At 53.1% G+C, this 18,610-nt stretch carries 14 protein-coding genes; 3 read left to right on the top strand and 11 right to left on the bottom strand.

What is annotated here, in order from left to right; all coding sequences use genetic code 11:
• Window positions 1-15: 15 nt before the first annotated feature.
• From carB to pyrR, 5 genes are all read right to left on the bottom strand, one after another.
• Window positions 16-3,237, bottom strand: a complete 3,222-nt coding sequence (carB, locus tag BN3772_RS12000; RefSeq protein ID WP_042199663.1) for a carbamoyl-phosphate synthase large subunit — start codon at window positions 3,235-3,237, stop codon at window positions 16-18.
• Between the two features lie 2 nt (window positions 3,238-3,239).
• Complete coding sequence (gene carA / locus BN3772_RS11995; protein WP_042199662.1) at window positions 3,240-4,418, bottom strand: glutamine-hydrolyzing carbamoyl-phosphate synthase small subunit; 1,179 nt, start codon at window positions 4,416-4,418, stop codon at window positions 3,240-3,242.
• 67 nt (window positions 4,419-4,485) lie between these two features.
• Entirely contained in the window at window positions 4,486-5,766 is a 1,281-nt protein-coding gene (locus BN3772_RS11990) for a dihydroorotase (RefSeq protein WP_209443645.1), read from the bottom strand.
• A 118-nt stretch (window positions 5,767-5,884) separates the two neighbouring features.
• Window positions 5,885-6,793, bottom strand: coding sequence for an aspartate carbamoyltransferase catalytic subunit (locus BN3772_RS11985; RefSeq protein WP_042199661.1), 909 nt, complete (start codon window positions 6,791-6,793; stop codon window positions 5,885-5,887).
• Between the two features lie 2 nt (window positions 6,794-6,795).
• Window positions 6,796-7,374, bottom strand: coding sequence for a bifunctional pyr operon transcriptional regulator/uracil phosphoribosyltransferase PyrR (gene pyrR / locus BN3772_RS11980; protein WP_042199660.1), 579 nt, complete (start codon window positions 7,372-7,374; stop codon window positions 6,796-6,798).
• Between the two features lie 1,415 nt (window positions 7,375-8,789).
• Here pyrR and BN3772_RS11970 point away from each other — a divergent pair.
• The gene (locus BN3772_RS11970) at window positions 8,790-8,969 is read left to right on the top strand and encodes a hypothetical protein (RefSeq protein WP_042199658.1); all 180 of its coding nucleotides are present in this window, start codon (window positions 8,790-8,792) and stop codon (window positions 8,967-8,969) included.
• 90 nt (window positions 8,970-9,059) lie between these two features.
• Here the strand turns inward: BN3772_RS11970 and BN3772_RS11965 are convergent, their stop codons facing one another.
• Window positions 9,060-9,704 (bottom strand): GyrI-like domain-containing protein, encoded by a 645-nt coding sequence (locus BN3772_RS11965; protein WP_042199656.1) that lies wholly within the window; start codon window positions 9,702-9,704, stop codon window positions 9,060-9,062.
• A 184-nt stretch (window positions 9,705-9,888) separates the two neighbouring features.
• Between BN3772_RS11965 and BN3772_RS11960 the strand changes: the two genes are divergently transcribed.
• Window positions 9,889-10,455 (top strand): GNAT family N-acetyltransferase, encoded by a 567-nt coding sequence (locus BN3772_RS11960; protein WP_052380476.1) that lies wholly within the window; start codon window positions 9,889-9,891, stop codon window positions 10,453-10,455.
• 122 nt (window positions 10,456-10,577) lie between these two features.
• On the opposite strand, the gene BN3772_RS11955 is transcribed toward BN3772_RS11960, so the two are convergent.
• From BN3772_RS11955 to lspA, 3 genes are all read right to left on the bottom strand, one after another.
• Entirely contained in the window at window positions 10,578-11,831 is a 1,254-nt protein-coding gene (locus BN3772_RS11955) for an LL-diaminopimelate aminotransferase (protein WP_042199655.1), read from the bottom strand.
• A 129-nt stretch (window positions 11,832-11,960) separates the two neighbouring features.
• Window positions 11,961-12,935 carry an RluA family pseudouridine synthase gene (locus BN3772_RS11950; RefSeq protein ID WP_042199654.1) on the bottom strand — a complete coding sequence of 325 codons (975 nt, stop codon included), beginning with the start codon at window positions 12,933-12,935 and terminating at the stop codon, window positions 11,961-11,963.
• Window positions 12,928-13,431, bottom strand: coding sequence for a signal peptidase II (gene lspA / locus BN3772_RS11945; RefSeq protein WP_042179274.1), 504 nt, complete (start codon window positions 13,429-13,431; stop codon window positions 12,928-12,930). Before lspA ends, BN3772_RS11950 begins: the two co-directional genes overlap by 8 nt.
• A 219-nt stretch (window positions 13,432-13,650) precedes the next feature.
• On the opposite strand from lspA, the gene BN3772_RS11940 reads away from it, so the two are divergent.
• Window positions 13,651-14,382, top strand: coding sequence for a TraR/DksA C4-type zinc finger protein (locus BN3772_RS11940; protein WP_042199653.1), 732 nt, complete (start codon window positions 13,651-13,653; stop codon window positions 14,380-14,382).
• A 38-nt stretch (window positions 14,383-14,420) separates the two neighbouring features.
• Here BN3772_RS11940 and BN3772_RS11935 read toward each other — a convergent pair whose 3' ends face one another.
• Entirely contained in the window at window positions 14,421-14,756 is a 336-nt protein-coding gene (locus tag BN3772_RS11935; protein ID WP_042199694.1) for a DUF5665 domain-containing protein, read from the bottom strand.
• Window positions 14,757-15,179: 423 nt separating this feature from the next.
• Window positions 15,180-18,272, bottom strand: a complete 3,093-nt coding sequence (gene ileS, locus BN3772_RS11930) for an isoleucine--tRNA ligase (RefSeq protein WP_042199652.1) — start codon at window positions 18,270-18,272, stop codon at window positions 15,180-15,182.
• Window positions 18,273-18,610 lie beyond the last annotated feature (338 nt).

Below are 18,610 nucleotides of genomic sequence, written 5' to 3'. Positions count from 1 at the left end.
CCTGGTATTCATATCTTATTGTCCGACAAAAGCGGGCATCGACTGTGACGAGAAGTTAATCGTCTGCAGCATTTTCAGCAGCGCTGCTACGGTGTCGAGCGAGGTCATACATACCACGCCGTTCTCAACCGCTTCGCGGCGGATGCGGAAGCCGTCACGCTCAGGTGTTTTACCCTTGGTCAGGGTGTTAAACACGAAGTTCGCTTGACCGCTGCGGATCAGGTCGAGGATCGTAGGCTCGCCTTCATCCAGCTTATTGACGTTCATCACGTTCAGGCCGGACTGCTCCAGCGCCTGCGCTGTGCCGCCTGTAGCGATGATTTTGTAGCCCATAGCATGGAAGCCCTTCATCAGCTCAACCGCTTCAGCTTTGTCTTTATCCGCTACTGTAACGATGATCGCGCCGGTTGCCGGAATTTTCATGCCTGCACCGATCAGACCTTTATACAGCGCCTTGGCATACAGCTTGTCGCGGCCCATAACCTCACCGGTCGATTTCATCTCAGGTCCGAGGGTAGGCTCAACTCTGCGCAGCTTGGCAAAAGAGAACACCGGCACTTTAACCGAAACGTAGTCGCTCTCCGGCCAGAGGCCTTCTGTGTAGCCCTCTTCCTTCAGCTTGCCGCCGAGAATAATTTTGGTCGCCAGATTCGCCATTGGAATACCGGTTACCTTGCTCAGGAACGGAACCGTACGCGAGGAGCGCGGATTCACTTCGATGACATACACTTCGTTCTGGTAGATAACGAACTGGATGTTAACCAGACCGATCGTCTTCAGCTCTTTGGCAATTTTGATCGTGATGTCGGTGATCTTCTCCTTCAGGCCTTCATCCAGGTACTGCGGAGGATATACGGCGATGGAGTCACCGGAGTGGACGCCTGCGCGCTCCACATGCTCCATGATGCCCGGAATAACAACCGTTTCACCGTCGCAGATCGCGTCAACCTCAACCTCTTTGCCGAGCATGTAACGGTCAATCAGCACCGGATGCTCCGGATTGATTTTGACCGCTTCAACCATGTAGGTCATCAGTTCATTGTCGTTATACACGATCTCCATCGCACGTCCGCCCAGTACATAAGAAGGACGCACCAGCACCGGATAGCCGAGGGACTGGGCTGTTTCTACCGCCTGGCTTGCATCGGTTACGGTCTTGCCTTTCGGCTGTGCGATATCCAGACGGGCCAGCAGCGCTTCGAACCGCTTGCGGTCTTCAGCTTCATCGATGCTCGACAGGCTGGTTCCGAGGATGTTCACACCGGCAGCCGCCAGCGGCGCAGCAAGGTTGATGGCCGTCTGGCCGCCGAACTGCACGATAACCCCGATCGGATTCTCCTGGGCAATGACGTTCATTACATCTTCGAAGAACAGCGGTTCAAAATAAAGCCGGTCCGAAGTATTGAAATCCGTAGACACTGTCTCCGGGTTGTTATTAATAATAACGGCCTCATAGCCGGCGTTCTGGATCGCCCATACCGCGTGAACAGTAGAGTAGTCGAACTCAATCCCCTGGCCGATACGGATCGGGCCGGAGCCGAGTACTACAACCTTCTGCTTGTCGGAATGAATAACTTCGTTTTCTGTTTCATAAGTCGAGTAGTAGTACGGTGTCGATGCTTCGAATTCAGCGGCGCACGTATCTACCATCTTGAATACCGGTGTCAGCCCTTGGGCAAGACGCAGGCTGCGTACATCCGCTTCCTTCGTCTGAGCACCGCCCGGACGCCCTTCGGCACGGATCTCGGCGATGGCCCGGTCAGTGAAGCCTTTGCGCTTCGCTTGATACAGCGTTTCAGCACTCAGTGTCTCTTCACTGCGCAGCACATCCTCGAATTGCACCAGTCCTTCAATCTTGGACAGGAACCACCAGTCTACATTCGTAATATCCTGAATCTCCTGCAGCTGATAGCCGCGGCGGTAAGCTTCAGCGATCAGGAACAGGCGCTCGTCGTCCGCTTTAGCCAGACGGTTACGCAGCACACTGTCTTCCAGCAGCTCGGCGCCCGGCAGACGGAAGCGGTGAACTCCGATCTCCAGGGAACGGACTGCCTTGTGGATCGACTCTTCAAAGGTACGGCCGATCGCCATTACTTCGCCGGTCGCTTTCATCTGTGTACCCAGCTTGCGGTTCGCCGAGGTGAACTTGTCGAACGGCCAGCGCGGGATTTTGCTGACGATATAATCCAGTGTCGGCTCGAAGCAGGCATATGTCTGTCCGGTAACCGGGTTAACGATTTCGTCGAGCGTATAGCCGAGGGCGATTTTGGCTGCCATCTTAGCGATTGGATAGCCGGTTGCCTTGGAGGCAAGCGCCGAAGAGCGGCTGACACGCGGATTTACTTCAATTACATAATATTGATAGCTCTGCGGATCAAGCGCGAACTGCACGTTACAGCCGCCTTCGATATTCAGCGCACGGATGATCTTAAGTGAAGCGCTGCGCAGCATCTGGTATTCACGGTCGGAGAGCGTCTGGCTCGGTGCTACAACGATACTGTCGCCAGTATGTACACCTACAGGGTCAAAGTTCTCCATGTTGCAGACCACGATACAGTTGTCGTTCGCGTCACGCATAACTTCGTATTCGACTTCCTTCATGCCGGCGATGCTCTTCTCGACCAGACACTGGCCGATCGGGCTGTAGCGGATACCCGCTTTTACTGTCTCACGCAGCTCTTCCGCAGTATCACAGATTCCGCCGCCTGTTCCACCCAGTGTATAAGCAGGACGTACGATCAGCGGGAAGCCGATCTCCTCGGCGAAGCTCATTGCTTCATCTACGGTTGTAATAATAATACTTTCCGGTACCGGCTGATCCAGCTCACGCATCAATTCGCGGAACAGATCGCGGTCCTCTGCCTTCTCGATCGAATGCAGCTGAGTACCCAGCAGCTTCACGTTCTCTGCTTCCAGTACGCCTGCACGCGCCAGCTCAACCGCCATGTTCAAGCCGGTCTGGCCGCCCAGTGTCGGCAGCAGTCCGTCCGGACGCTCCTGGCGGATAATACCTGTCACGAACTCAAGGGTGATTGGCTCAATATAGACCTTATCAGCCATGTTGGTATCAGTCATAATGGTGGCCGGGTTGCTGTTAATCAGCACAACCTCCACGCCTTCTTCTTTCAGGGCCTGGCAGGCCTGTGTGCCGGCATAGTCGAACTCGGCGGCCTGGCCGATGACGATTGGACCGGAGCCGATCACGAGGATTTTTTTGAGTTTATCGTTCTTAGGCATAATTATAGAGCTCCTTTCACGGCTTCAAGCTTCGGCGTCTGTTTAGGTGCCGTGATTCTGGCATTGGCAGCAAGCTGTGCCTGGCGCGAGCCGGCAGGCGTCTTCGCTTTGTGGTCAGCAATCATCTGCAGGAAACGGTCGAACAGATAGCTGCTGTCATGCGGTCCCGGCGCTGCTTCCGGATGGTATTGCACCGAAAAGGCAGGGTAACGGGAATGCTTCAGACCTTCAATCGTTTTATCATTATTGTTGATGTGCGTCACTTCAAGCTCGGTGCTCTGCACAGATTCTTCATTAACAGTGTAGCCGTGGTTCTGCGAAGTGATGAAGCAGCGTCCGCTTTCCAGCTCCTTAACCGGGTGGTTACCGCCGCGGTGGCCGAATTTCAGCTTCTCGGTGTCTGCGCCGCAGGCCAGTGCGAACAATTGGTGACCCAGGCAGATGCCAAAGATCGGATATTCTCCGAGCAGCTCAGAGATGGTGTTGACAGCATAAGGCACATCCTTAGGGTCCCCAGGGCCGTTGGACAGCTGGATGCCATCAGGGTTCAGTCGGCGGATTTCGTCCGCAGTTACATCATGAGGCACGACCACTACGTCACAGCCGCGGTTATTCAGCTCGCGCAGGATACCGGTCTTCGCGCCGTAGTCAACCAGCACGATCCGTTCCTTTGTTCCAGGGCTGCTGTAGCTTGTTGTAGTCGAAGTACGGGCAACCTGGTTGCGCAGTTCTTCAATGGTTGTGTCGCCCATCATTTCCATCAGCTCTTCCACACGCTTGTTCGATGTGGTCAGGATGGCTTTCATCGTTCCGTAGTGGCGGATAATGCGGGTCAGCATCCGGGTGTCAATTTCACTGATCCCGGGAATGCCATATTCCTTCAGCAGGTCGTCCACACTGTATTCAGCACGCCAGTTGCTCGGCACTTCTTCATGGCGGCGCACAACAAAGCCGTGTACAAAAGGACGCACGGATTCAAAATCATCACGCGTAATGCCGTAGTTCCCGATCAGCGGATAAGTCATCGTTACGATCTGTCCGCAGTACGAAGGGTCCGACAGTACCTCCTGATAACCTGTAATCCCTGTGTTAAAAACAACCTCGCCTGTCATTTCGCCCTCAGCGCCAAATGCGGTACCTGTAAACAGCGTTCCGTCCTGAAGCAGCAATCTTGCCTGCATTTCCTTCCACTCCTTCTTGTATCTGTAGTCTGATTCTATTGTCTTTATCCTGACTCAGTCAGGCTTGTTAGTTGTTTTGCTTCCAGACGGCCTTGCCGTCTACCCAGGTTGCTACCGGCCAGCCTTTCAGCTTCCATCCGGTAAACGGAGTGTTACGTCCTTTAGTGGCAAAAGCGGCCGGGTCTACCACCTGCTCTTCATTCAGGTCAATCAGTGTCAGATCAGCCGGTGCCCCAACGGCAAGGCTGCCTGTGTTAAGCCGGAATACGCGGGCCGGATCAGCGGTCATCCGCTGTACCAGCATGCTCAGGTCCCATTTGCCTGTCGCTACAAAAGCGGTATACAGCAGCGGGAAGGCTGTCTCGAAGCCGACGATGCCAAACGGTGCAAGCTGCATGCCCTTGGCTTTTTCTTCTTCGCTGTGCGGCGCATGGTCCGTTACGATGATGTCGATCGTACCGTCCAGCAGCCCCTCGATGCAGGCTTCCACATCTCGGCGGGAGCGCAGCGGCGGATTCATTTTCCAGTTGGCGTCCATTCCAGGAATGTCTTCTTCGGAGAGCAGCAGATGATGCGGGCATACCTCAGCAGTTACTTTAATGCCGATTTGCTTCGCCTGGCGGATCAGCCGTACCGACTGCTCTGTGCTGACATGGCAGACATGGTAGTGAACACCGGTAGCTTCAGCAAGCAGAATGTCGCGCCCTACGTGAATGGCTTCCGACTCGTTCGGAATCCCCTTCAGGCCATGCTTGGTCGCAAAAGTTCCTTCATTAACTGCACAGCCTTCAACCAGCGAATCATCCTCACAGTGCGCAATAACCGGCATATCGAGGCTTGCAGCCAATCTCATGGCATCCTTCATCATTTGAGCCGTCTGTACGCCAACCCCGTCGTCTGTAAAGCCGATCGCTCCGGCTTCCTTCAGGGCGGCAAAGTCCGTCAGCTCGCGGCCAAGCTCATTTTTGGTGATTGCCGCATAAGGCAGCACTTTGACGAGTCCGGCTTCACGCGCTTTTTCTTTTACAAGCTCAACAATTTCGGGAGTGTCAGTCACCGGGCGGGTGTTCGGCATGCAGGCGATGGTGGTGAATCCGCCCTTGGCTGCCGAACGTGCGCCGGTTTCAATCGTTTCCTTATGCTCAAAGCCAGGCTCGCGCAGATGCACATGCATGTCAATCAGGCCCGGTACCAGCAGTTTGCCTTCCGCATCTACAACCTCGCCGGATTCTTCCGCCGGAAGCTCACTTTCAACCGCTGTAATGATTCCGTCCTGAACTACGATGTGCTTGATTTCCAGTTCGCCGTCTTTGTTCAATACGCTGGCGTTTCTAATGATCACGATGATGATTCTCCTTTTGCCTGCAAGCCGCAGCTCCAAGCTCTGTTTGTATTATATAATAAAAATTCATCTTTGTGTATATTTATTAATCCGATTATGTCAGGTTTTTTTGAGCCTGTCTCTTCTATTGAAGTGCACGCTCCATGACTGCCATTCTTACCGGTACTCCGTTTGCCATCTGCGGGAAAATCCGTGACTGGCTGCTCTCGACTACCGCATCGTCAATCTCCACATTGCGGTTGACCGGCGCCGGATGCATAATGATCGTGTTCTTGTCCAGCTTGGCTGCACGCTCTTCAGTGAGCCCGTACTGCTTGCGGTATTCATCGGCTGACTGCAGAATACCTGTTGCATGGCGCTCCAGCTGCACTCTCAGCATCATAACCACGTCCGCCTTCAGTGCTTCCTCTATACTGACGTAGGGTGCATACTGGGCCAGTTCAGGCGCCTTCATGCTGTCCGGGGCGCAGAACTGCACACTTGCTCCCATCTTCGTCAGTCCCCAGAGGTTCGAGCGTGCCACCCGGCTATGCATAATGTCCCCGATAATCGATACTTTCAGGCCCTTCAGCTCGCCAAAATTTTGGGTCATCGTATACATGTCCAGCAGCGCCTGGGTCGGATGCTCGTTATTTCCGTCTCCGGCATTGATCAGCGGGATGGTTACCTTCTCCGCCAGCTGCTGCAGCACTCCTGCAGGCTTCAAACGCACAACTCCGGCGTCGATCCCCATCGATTCCAGTGTGCGCACTGTATCGTAGATCGACTCGCCTTTTTCTACACTGGAAGCTGCCGCCGTAAAATTCAGTACTTGCACCCCAAGGCGTTTCTCAGCCATTTCGAAGGAAAAACGGGTCCGTGTGCTGTTCTCAAAAAACATGTTAGCCACAAACTGTGATCTCAGCACCGGTGTCAGCTTCTCAGCCTGATTATCCCAATATGCCGTTCTGTTCAAAAGCTGCAAAAGCTCTGTCCGGTCCAGCTCTTTAATCCCCAGCAGACTGCGTTCCTTCACCTTGGTTGCTGTCATCATCGTTATCGTTCCTCCCGGTTGGAAATAATATAAACCTCGTCTTTGCCGTCGTATTCCGTCAGCGCCACTTCAATCTGCTCATGCCTGGAGGTCGGCACGTTCTTGCCGATATAATCCGGCCGGATCGGCAGCTCGCGGTGTCCGCGGTCGGCCAGTACTGCCAGCTGGATCATCCGCGGCCGTCCGCAGTCCATCAGGGCGTCCATCGCTGCGCGGATCGTCCGTCCCGTGTACAGCACATCGTCGAACAAAATCACTTTCTTGTCACGGACGCCCCCGCTGCCTGCCGGCAGGTTCAGCATGCTCTCGGCCGCTGCCTGATCCATTGCCTCCCGGTTATCTCCGCCTTCGCGGTCATCCCGGTAATGGGTAATGTCAAGCTCGCCCCAGCCAATCTCCACGCCCTCGATCTCTTTGATCCGCTCTGCAATCCGTTTGGCCAGATACACCCCGCGGGTGCGGATACCGACCAGCAGACAATTCTCAATACCTTTGTTTTTCTCCAAAATCTCGTGCGCAATGCGCGACAGCGCCCGGCGGATTGCCGTTTCATCCATAATTACGTTTTTCTCGGTAGCCATTTATCCAGCCATCCTTTCGCTTGTACGCCCGTTCAAGCCCCCGGAAATCAAAAAACTCCTTGCCCAAAGCAGGCAAGGAGTGAAATCCGCAGATTAAAAAAGATGGCGTGTCCGCGCGCATAAAGAGGCCATCCGTACTCATACGGATCCCATCCATTTGTCGCGAACCTCGATTCACGTTACCTTGCCAGCCTCACGGGACTGAATTAAAGGCGCATATTCAACTAAGGGAATTATGACAGAAGTTTGGACGGGTGTCAAACTGGGAAAGTTTTCTTGGAGGCGGGGGCGAACGGGTTGCGTGTAAATGCAGTGATTAACGTAGGGCGTAAACCATAGTACGTAAACCATAGGGCGTAAACCATGGGGCGTAAACCATGGGGCGTAAACCATGGGGCGTGTACCATAGGGCGTGTACCATAAGGCGTGAACCATAGGGCATGTACTGGTTTGGGTGCCGGGCGCTGCTGCGGGGTTTTTGGACTTCCGGCCGCTGTTGTCTCCAGATTTATTTGAATTTATTTGTTCCGCGCTGCGGATTAAATCTGGAGACAAAGGCGGGCGCTAACGCTCCTACAGTTCCAAAATCCCCTCCGCGCTTCCACCTGAACAGAAGACTTTCCCAGTTCGGGGGAGGAGGAGCAGCAAAGGGATGACTGCCGGGCTGCACGCCCAGTGTCACCAGCAAAAAATCTTTACAAGGCACCTAATAAGATGCCTTATAAGAAGACTAGACTGTTGTCGCCTACCCAGGCAAGGTGTAAAACTTAAATAAGTGGAAATTCGCCAGCTATTTGTCCTGTAAATCCACTGTCAGGAGTATTAATTGGAAAAAGGCAATCTATATAGGCTATTTCTACTCTTTGGAGGCCGTTCAGGTAAAATTAGGTGACCTTTTTCCAGTTAAAGTTCCTAAACACAAGGACATGCTGGAATTAAGTGGCGAAAATCAAACTAATTTTTAAGTAGCGAAAAATCTAACTTGCTGCTGGCCGAACCCCACGTTACTTAAGAGGCGCACCTATTTGTGATCTAATATTTTTAAGTCCGATTTATAAATGGCAAAGGCAAACAGCTAAAAACTAATAGCTAACAATCAAAAACCAAGTTCAAAAGCAAAGGCAAAGGCAAAAGCAAAAGCAAAAGAAAAGGCAAAAGAAAAGGCAAAAGCAAAAGCAAGGGCAAAAGCAAGGACAAAAGCAAGGGCAAAAGCAAGGGCAAAAGCAAGGGCAAAAGCAAGGGCAAAAGCAAGGGCAAAAGCAAGGGCAAAAGCAAGGGCAAAAGCAAGGGCAAAAGCAAAGGCATCAGCGGCAAAAAACGCCAGCTTATTTTAAAGGGCTAAGAGTTAGAGCAACGTCGATCAGGGGGATGCTGTAGACACAACAGCGTAGCCGGTGTAGCGGATTGGAGCCGGGATGCTGCTTAAGCTAATCCGCTGCAGCGGACCGCGGCCTCAACCACTGCTGCTGGGACAGCACCGGCTCGTCGGCATAAGCTTCCGCATGGCGCTGCTGCATAACAGGAAGAGAAGCAGCCGCCAGGCGAGTACAGCTTTTCTTCGTCATTCCCGGACGGCTTGGGATCTGAGTGATTGATATACACCGTTCCTCCGTTTTACATTCCACAGGTACACTCTTGTACATGCCCCAGCCCCGGTGCCGTTATCAGTTGAGCTCTATATCTTGCTAATCATTACCCTTCCGTACCGGATGACGCACGATTGTCTTCAGCTTCGCTATATCCGATTTACGCGGATCGGACAGATAAATCTCATGATGCTTCCGGATGTCTGACAAATCACATAGCAGGCCCTGCTCTGCTATGTACCGGTTCATTTTATCAACAGTCGCCGGTTCGTCATCATAGCTGCCGATATGCATGCACTGGACACACAGTCCTTCCGTAAATGTTACGAGCCGAGCAGCGGACACATCAATCTGCGGTTTCTTACGGGTAACGCTCTCCACTGCAGCAGCATACACCTGCGAATCAACGAACTCCGGCTGGCGGACCATCGCGGTCCAGGAGAACTTGTCTTTTCTGGTGTAATCCACCCCGTGAATGCCCTCCTGCCACCACAGGCCCTCCAGCGGAGGCACGACGTACTCGAAGTACCCCTCAGGTGCAGGACCGCTTTTTGGGGCCATTTTGATCGCATAAGACAGCGCGTACAGTGTCTCCACTGCTCTCTGGTATTCACCCTCCGGCTCATTCGGGTCACCCTGCCCGTCCACCTGGATAAAAATCATCTCCGGCACATCAACAACCCCGGGTTCTGTCTTAGGCTGATATAACGCTTTGTCCGCTCTTTTAAAATCCTTCTTTTCCATATGTACACCTCTTTATTTGGGCTAATACTGTCATTCTATCTCATAGAATTAGACAGCTATATGTCATATTACTGATCCGCCGGTAAAATAATATTCTGTCTGAACAGCCTTTCTCTCTTCTGCTCCTCCTGTTTTTACTATGCCCCTGCCGGTCTGTTATGATCATAATGGAGGCGACTTGAGGATGAATATGGAGCTAATAACAATTGCTGAGTGGAACGATGAGCTGTGGAGGTCCGTTGAGCCGGTTTACCGTGAAGCTTTTCCCAGCGGGGCCAAGCCGGAAAAAATCCTGCGCAGTATGCTGAACCTGGGAATCGGTTATCTGCACGCCGGAACCATAAATGGACACGCAGCCGCTATGGCTGTTACAGGTATTATCGACGGACAAGAAGGCCGGCGGCTCATCATTGATTACCTTGCGGTCAGCCGGGAGCTGCGCGGACAGGGGGCCGGAACGCTGATGCTGGACTCGGTTGTGGAATGGGCACAGAAGGAGCTTGGCGTGCAGGGCGTTATTATCGAGGCGGAATCCGGAACGTCAGAGGAGCATACAGAACGGATTCATTTCTGGGAAAAGAACGGCTTCGTGCTTACTCCTTACGTGCATCAGTACATCTGGGTGCCGGAGCCTTATCAGGCAATGCTGAAGCCGCTCGCGGCAGGAGTTGCAGTAACGGATAACGGGGAGTCCCTGTTCAAGTACATTAATGCTTTTCATAAAAAAGCGTACCGCCCGCCGGCAAAATAACCAGACTTGCTGTAATCCCTTGGCTCAACACTCTTCCGGCACGCTTATATTACTATCAACTCTTACCCCACATCTGCCAAAAAAAGCCGCCGCAGTCAATTAAGACCGCAGCGGCTTTATTATTAGAATTCGAATTCAACGTCGGAGAGACGTCTTTGAATTTCGGAGATTACGCGTTTTTCTTCTTCCTCGCCTTTGGCTACAAAGGTTACGGAGAAACGGACGAACGGGCCGGCATCATCCCATGGCACAGTGGAGATCAGCTTTTCGCGGATCAGGAACTGGGAGAAATCCTCACCGGATTCGAAGCGGCGTCCGCCTTTGACACCCTTAGGTGCGGCTACATACAGGAAGAACGATCCCTTCGGTTTCTCGGCTTTGAAGCCCAGGCTGTTCAGCGCATCCACCAGCATGTTGTGGCGGCGGGAGTACTTGGCAGCAATCGCTTCGGTAATTTCAGGATGCTCCAGACCGTAAGCGGCAGCCTTCTGAATGGCAATGAACTGGCCGGAGTCATTATTGTCCTTAACGTCGCTGAATGCTTTTACGATCAGCGGGTTACCGGCTACAAAGCCGATTCTCCAGCCGGTCATGTTATAGGACTTGGACAGGGAGTGCAGCTCTACGCCGACATCCTTGGCACCAGGAACGGAGAGGAAGCTCAGCGGCTTCACACCGTCATAAGTTAATGCCGCGTATGGAGCATCGTGGATGACTACAACATCATATTTTTTGGCCCAAGCCACAACGTCTGCGAAGAACTCAGGAGTAGCACTTGCACCTGTAGGGTTGTTCGGATAGTTCAGGTAGAGCAGCTTCGCCTTGCGGGCGATATCCTCAGGAATGGAGTTCAGGTCAGGCAGGAAATGATTCTCCTTCTTAAGCTCCACAGTGTAGACTTGTCCGCCCAGATACTTGGTGTGTGTGCCCAGTACAGGATAACCCGGAATCGTCATGATCGTAATATCGCCCGGATTGATGAAGGCGGACGGCAGCATCGCCAGAGCAGGCTTCGAACCGATGGAGTGAACGACCTCGTTCACAGGGTCAATGCCTTCTACCTGGAATACTTCCTTCAGATAAGCAGCCGCTGCTGCTTTGAATTCAGGAATCCCGTTATCGGAGTACCCGCGGTTTTCTTCCTTGGCAGCTTCGATAGCCAGCTTGGCAACAATGCCTTCGTCAGCCATTTCGTCCGGCTCGCCTACGCCCATGTCGATCAGCTCGATATCAGGAAAATCCTGCTTCGCCGATGCTTTGGCGCGTTTGATTTTTTCAAATTTATAAATATTGGTATCCTTACCGTAATTAGCGCCGCCGATGCGGTCAGCAAAATTAGTCTGAATAAAAGTGTTCTGATATTGTTCAATACTCATATTCTTATTCTCATCTCCTGGCATTATTTAGATCCTTGGCACTTATGCAGGACGATTCTACATCCTATAGTCTAAATATGAAGCAAAAGCGCCTGCATAACCATGGATTTATCATCACTTCATTTGTACTTATCTGCTCCGCAGCTGCAGCAGCAAATCTTCCATATCTGCAGGGATCGGCCGGCTGTACTCCATATATTCCCCGGTGGACGGATGCACGAAGCCGAGTATGGCGGCATGCAGTGCCTGTCCGTCCATGGTGATGCCCTTGCTGCGCCCGTATACCGGATCTCCGACGAGCGGATGGCCGATGAACTTCATATGTACACGGATCTGGTGCGTACGGCCTGTCTCCAGCTGCAGCTCAAGCAGGGTGCAATCTCCCAAGCGCTCCAGCACGGTAAAATGGGTCACAGACCTCTTGCTGTTCTTCTCGGTTACGGTATACAGCTTACGGTCATGCGGATCGCGGCCGATTGGCGCGTCTACCGTTCCCTTGTCATGCGATACGTTTCCGTGGACAACAGCGATATAACGCCGGGTTACGCTATGCTCCTTCAGCTGGGCTGCGAGCGAGGCGTGGCTGGCGTCATTTTTGGCGGACATGATCAGTCCGGAAGTGTCCTTGTCGATGCGGTGCACAATCCCCGGCCGGATCTCGCCGTTAATGCCGGACAGATCCTTGCAGTGATGCATGAGCGCATTGACCAGTGTGCCTGACGGATGGCCGACGGCCGGATGCACAACCATGCCGCGCGGCTTGTTGATCACGATAACATCGCTGTCCTCATAGACCACATCAAGCGGGATATCCTCCGGCACAAGATCTGTTACTTCGGGTTCCGGTACAGATACAGCAACAACATCGCCTGCCGACAGCTTATAATTTGCTTTTACAGGAGCGCCGTTTACCGTAACATGCCCGTTTGAAATCAGTAGCTGTACCTGCGAGCGGGAAATCTCCTCTTCCCAGGCTTCGGTGATATATTTATCAATCCGTTCCTTGGCGTTTTCTGCTGCAACCGTCCATGCGGTGACGTCCTTGTCCTCTTCAGAGGCTCCTTCAGCCGCCAATTCGCCAAAGTCCTTATTCAAATCATTCATTCCCTTCTCTTACTTCCTTTGACTCTTTCACTTCGGTAATTTCCTCTCCGCCCTTCACATCACGCAGCGTATCCAGAATAATCAGCGCTACCCCGATGACAATGCAGGAGTCAGCCACATTAAAGATCGGGAAGGTATAGCTGCCGAAATTGAACATCAGGAAGTCTACAACCTCGCCGTTCAGCAGGCGGTCCAAAAAGTTCCCTACTGCTCCGCCGAGTACCAGCGCCAGTGCTGTAGGCAGCAGCTTGCGGGTCTTCCGGGCTTTGTTCAGGTACCAGATGATGCCGATCACAACGACAGTCGTAATCAAAATGAAGAACCACTGCTGTCCCTGAAGAATGCCGAAAGCGGCTCCACGATTGCGGTGGGAGGTAATAATGAAGAAATCATTAATAACCGGAATCTGCTCTCCGAGCTCCAGCCGGGTAGCAATCACATATTTGGTACCCTGGTCAATCAAAAACACAATTAGCGCAATCAGAAAGTACACCACAGAAGTTGTCACTCCGTTCTTATTTTTCCCGCGGCAGCGGTACGAATACTGAATAAAGACTTGTATATTGTAGCACAGGCCTCAAGAACCCGTCTATTGAAGGCTTAAGCAAACTGCTGCAGTCCAAAAACATTTTCCAGCGGTAAAAGTACGCCTCTCCGGTCAAGCTATACTTGAAGGAAGGGTTTCGATAAAAGCAACCGAGAGGAGCACACTCCTATGAGTCACCTGACATCACAGCAGCTTGCACAGCTGCACACAGCGCTGCTTCAGCAGCAGGAGGACATCCGCCACCGCCTCCATAACAATGAGCACTACGGACTGCAGGAATCCCTGCGCGACAGCACCGGCGAGCTCTCCACCATAGACAATCATCCCGGTGATGCGGCTACAGAGCTGTATAACCGCTCGATGGATATCTCGCTCGTAGAACGTGATGAACATGAGCTGGATGATATCGCTGCTGCTCTGCAGGCAATGGATAAAGGCAGCTATGGCAGCTGTACCGTCTGCGGCGGGGATATTCCGTTTGAACGGTTGTCCGTTGTTCCCTCAACCCGGTACTGCAAGGAGCATAATCCCGGCCAGCATGCCCCTTTTACACGGCCGGCGGAGGAAGAGTTCCTGTCCCCGCCATTCGGGCGGACAAGCCTGGATGAACGTGAGGACCAGAACGGGTTCGACGGCGAAGACGCCTGGCAGATTGTTGAAAGCTGGGGCAGCTCGAACTCACCGGCCATGGCGGAAGACAATGAAATCCGTTCCTATAATGATATGGAGATTGAGGCGGACGAAACCGAGGGCTTCGTGGAGCCTTGGGAGAATTTCGTCGCGACCGACATTGCCGGCAATCATCTTACCATCATCAAAGGCAACAGCTACCGTCATTACATGGATACCGAAGAAGGCGATTATTCTCTTGACCCGAATGGAAAAAAATCAAGGGAGTAGCTGCGGCTGCTCCTTTTTTCTATATAAAAAGCGACATGCTAAAACGTCTTCAGCTCCAATTGATGCTGCACGATCCGCACAATGTCAGCGATGTAATCCCCGATGATCGGCAAATTAAGCGCCCCCAGCACCTGCAGAATATAAATAATCGTTGCCGCAAAAAAGGTAAAGCCGAGCGCAATTCCAACCCCGCGTGCCGCTCCTGACAGAATGTTCAGCCAGATCAGCCGGAAAGGGCTATGCAGAAGCTCTGTATATTCGGCAATCCGCGCCTTTTCCATCTGCTGGGCCAGTCCGGTTGTCAGCCGGTAGACGGCATTCAGCTTTTCCTCCTGGCTAATCGGCTGTTCCTGCCCTAATCCAGCCTCTTCCAGCTTTAGACCCGCTTTCTGCGGTTTCTGCCCAAAAGTCCCGTCGCTATTCCCGGATGTCTTAACTGTAATTCTTCCGCCCTGTACAGACTGCCCGCTCTCCTCATGCCTGTCCGTCAACCTTATCAGCCCCTTCACCCAGCATAACTGCATTACCTGACAAGTAGAAACGGCTATGCCGTCCTTCAGAGAAGGCGGTAACCGTTTCTGCGAGAAATATAAGGATTATGGATAGCATAAAATATATATTCTTATATTTACATAAAAAGCCCGCTCCCCGGAAAAAAACTCTCCAGGGACACGGACTGCTCATGCGCGCATACCCAAGAAAGTACATGCCCCTGAAGTCGGGGACATCTGGACGTTTCTTCTTATGCCGCTAGTATATGCCAATTCGGGACAGGTAATGCAACTGCCGCCGGGGGCTTAGTCTTTGATAAAGATACCGATTGATTTGCCGCTGACATCCACGGCTTCATAGCTGTGGTCACCGTCATATGCAAGCTCAGCAACCAGAACGTTGTCACGCAGCACATGCTCAAAAGCAATGACTGCCGCTTTCAGCTCCTCATCCAGCTTCAGGGTCAGGTCGATGCGCTTCTCAATCGCCAGATCCAGGCGTTTGCGGTAATCCTGCACCGCACGGATGATCTCACGCACCCAGCCCTCCTGCTCCAGCTCAGGGGTGATTTCAGTGTTCAGCGCCACGGTCAGCCCGTAGCCGGAAGCTGCGGCAAAGCCGGACTTGGCCTGCTTCTCTACCAGCAGCTCTTCAGCTGTAATCTGCAGCTCCTCGCCTTCCGGTGACACAACAGCTACAACACCATCAGTAACCGCTTTGCGGGTAGCCTCGCTGTCCATGCCTTTCAGGAAGCCTTGGATGAAGCCGACGTTTTTGCCGTATTTTTTACCGGCTACTTTGAGATTCAGCTTCAGGGTAAAGTCTACAAAGCCGCTGTCGCTGTTCTCCAGGATAATTGATTTTACATTGATCTCATCCTTGATGATCTCTTCATAGTCGGCAATATCGAAGTCACGGTCCAGTGACACGATCAGCTCGGACAGCGGCTGGCGGTTCTTGATGCCGGTCTCGTTACGCACGTTGCGGGCCAGCTCGACAATGCCTCTCGCGCTTTCCATATCGCGTTCCAGCTCAAGGTCGATCAGGCTGTCATCCGCTTTTGGATAATCGGCCAGATGCACGCTTTCGCCGCCGCCCAGATTAGTGAAGATATCCTCGGACAGCATCGGTGTGAACGGAGCCATCAGCGTAGCTGTCTTGAGCAGAACGTGAGTCAGGGTGCGGTAAGCATCCAGCTTCTCTTCGCCAAGCCCGCTGCCCCAGAAACGGTCACGGGAACGGCGGATATACCAGTTGCTCAGCTCATCAACAAAGTTCTCAACTGCTTTGGAGGTGTTAACGAAATCGTTAACAGCCAGGCCTTTATCCACCAGCAGGATCAGGCTGTTCAGACGGGACAGAATCCAGCGGTCCAGCTTGTGCTCTGACACCTTGAACGGATGCTCAGCAGGATCATAGCCGTCGATGCCAGCATACAGCGTCAGGAACGCGTGCGTATTAACGAGCGTATCCACTACCTTCGATTTGGTCTCACCGACCAAACCGCGCGAAAAGCGTTTGTTATTCCAAGGCGCACTGTCGGACAGGATCGCCCAGCGGAATGCGTCGGTGCCGTATTCGTTCATGATCTCCCACGGGTCGATTACGTTGCCTTTGGATTTGGACATTTTTTGGCCGTTCTCATCAAAGATGTGGCCGTGGGCGATAACCGCCTTGTAAGGCGCCTTGCCCTTGAACAGCGTCGATACTGCCAGCAGGCTGTAGAACCAGCCGCGGGTCTGGTCAATCCCTTCACAGATCATATCCGCCGGATACTGGTCTTCAAAGGTCTCGTTATTTTCGAACGGATAGTGGCTCTGTGCAAACGGCATCGAACCGCTGTCGAACCATACGTCGATTACTTCCGGTGTACGCACCATCACGCCGCCTTCACTGAACGGGCTGCGCAGCTGGATGTTATCCACATACGGCTTATGCAGCTCGATGTCCTCCGGCACCTCGCCGATCGCCATCGAACGCAGCTCAGCGATGCTGTGCGGTGCAAATTCCTTGCCTGTATCCTGGCAGACCCAGACGTTCAGCGGAGTTCCCCAGTAGCGGTTACGGCTGATGTTCCAGTCCACCAGCTCCTCCAGGAACTTGCCGAAGCGGCCTTCACGCACATGGTCCGGGTACCAGTCCACTGTATTATTGTTGGCGATCAGCTGATCCTTGATTGCTGTTGTCTGGATGAACCAGCTGTCTGTTGCATAATAGAGCAGCGGAGTATCGCAGCGCCAGCAGAACGGGTAGCTGTGCTCGTATTTCTCTTTGTTGTAGAGCAGTCCTTTTTCGGACAGCACCTTGATGATATCCAGATCGACATCCTTCACGAACCGTCCGGCAAAATCGCTTACTACCGCAGTATACTTACCGGAAGTATCCACTACGTTCACGAAGCTGATGCCGTTCTCGCGGCAGCTCTTGTAGTCATCCTCACCATGTGCCGGAGCCATGTGTACGATCCCTGTACCGCTGGAATCCGTAACAAAAGACGCGCCTACAATCACATTGTGCTTCTCAGCCTGGATATAACTGAACGGCGGAGCATAGCTCTGGCCGATAAAGTCAGCACCTGTATGAGTGGACAGAATCGTGTATTCACCCTTAAGCACTTCTTCTACCAGGTTCTTCGCCAGGATGTACACGCCGTCTTCCTGCTGGGCACGCACATATTCCATTTCCGGGTTCATAGCGAGCGCCATATGCGCCGGAAGCGTCCAAGGGGTAGTCGTCCAGGCCAGTACATAGTCTCCGCTGCCTTCGAGCTTGAACTTGGCTGTAGCACTCAGATCCTTAACGGTCTTGTAACCCTGCGCCACCTCATGGGAGCTCAGTGTCGTCTGACAGCTGGGGCAATACGGGCTGACGCGGTGTCCGCGGTACATCAGGCCTTTGTCATGCACAGTCGCCAGGATGTTCCATACGCTCTCGATGTACGTGTTATCCAGCGTTACATACGGATTATCCAGATCCGTCCAGTACCCGATCGCTTCCGTGAATTCACGCCACTGCTTCTCATAGCCGAAGACACTGTCCTTACATTCCTTGATGAATTTCTCGATGCCGTACTCCTCGATCTCCTGCTTGCCGGAGATGCCCAGCTTCTTCTGTACGCCGAGCTCAACCGGCAGGCCGTGGGTATCCCAGCCGGCTTTACGCACGACGCGGAAGCCCTTCATCGTCTGGTAACGGCCGATAAAGTCCTTGATTACACGGCCCAGCACGTGCCCGATGTGCGGCACCCCGTTCGCTGTCGGCGGTCCTTCATAGAACACATAGTTCGGACGGCCCGCCCGGTTCTCCATTGATTTGCGGAACGTATCCTCGTCGCTCCATTTCTTCAGGATACGGACATCTCTCGCCCGCGCCTTTTCCTTGACGTCTACTTTTTGCATTTGAGGGTCAATCCTTTCAATGATGTAATCTGAAACCCAAGCTTTAAAAGCTTTTCGATCCCCCTAAATCCCCCTTAGCCAAGGGGGACCCCGAGGGCCCTGGCCCTCTGGACACCCGGAAAGTTGTCTAGATCCGGGATAGAGGTGGTATGGTTGTTAATTTGGTTGTAATCCCCGCTTACCGCCGCAAGCGGCCCGCTTTACCTCAAGCACGCTAGCCGCGTCTCGCACCGCTTGCTTTTGCCCTTGCTCTTGTTGGGGCACCCGCCCCGCGATCCCGTAGGGCAGCGCTGGGCGGGACGCCTTGCTCTTGTTGGGCACCCGCCCCGCGATCCCGT

The sequence above is a fragment of the Paenibacillus camerounensis genome (genome assembly GCF_000723885.1).
Classification (GTDB): domain Bacteria; phylum Bacillota; class Bacilli; order Paenibacillales; family Paenibacillaceae; genus Paenibacillus_AQ; species Paenibacillus_AQ camerounensis.
This window is presented reverse-complemented; position numbering and strand designations above follow the sequence as displayed.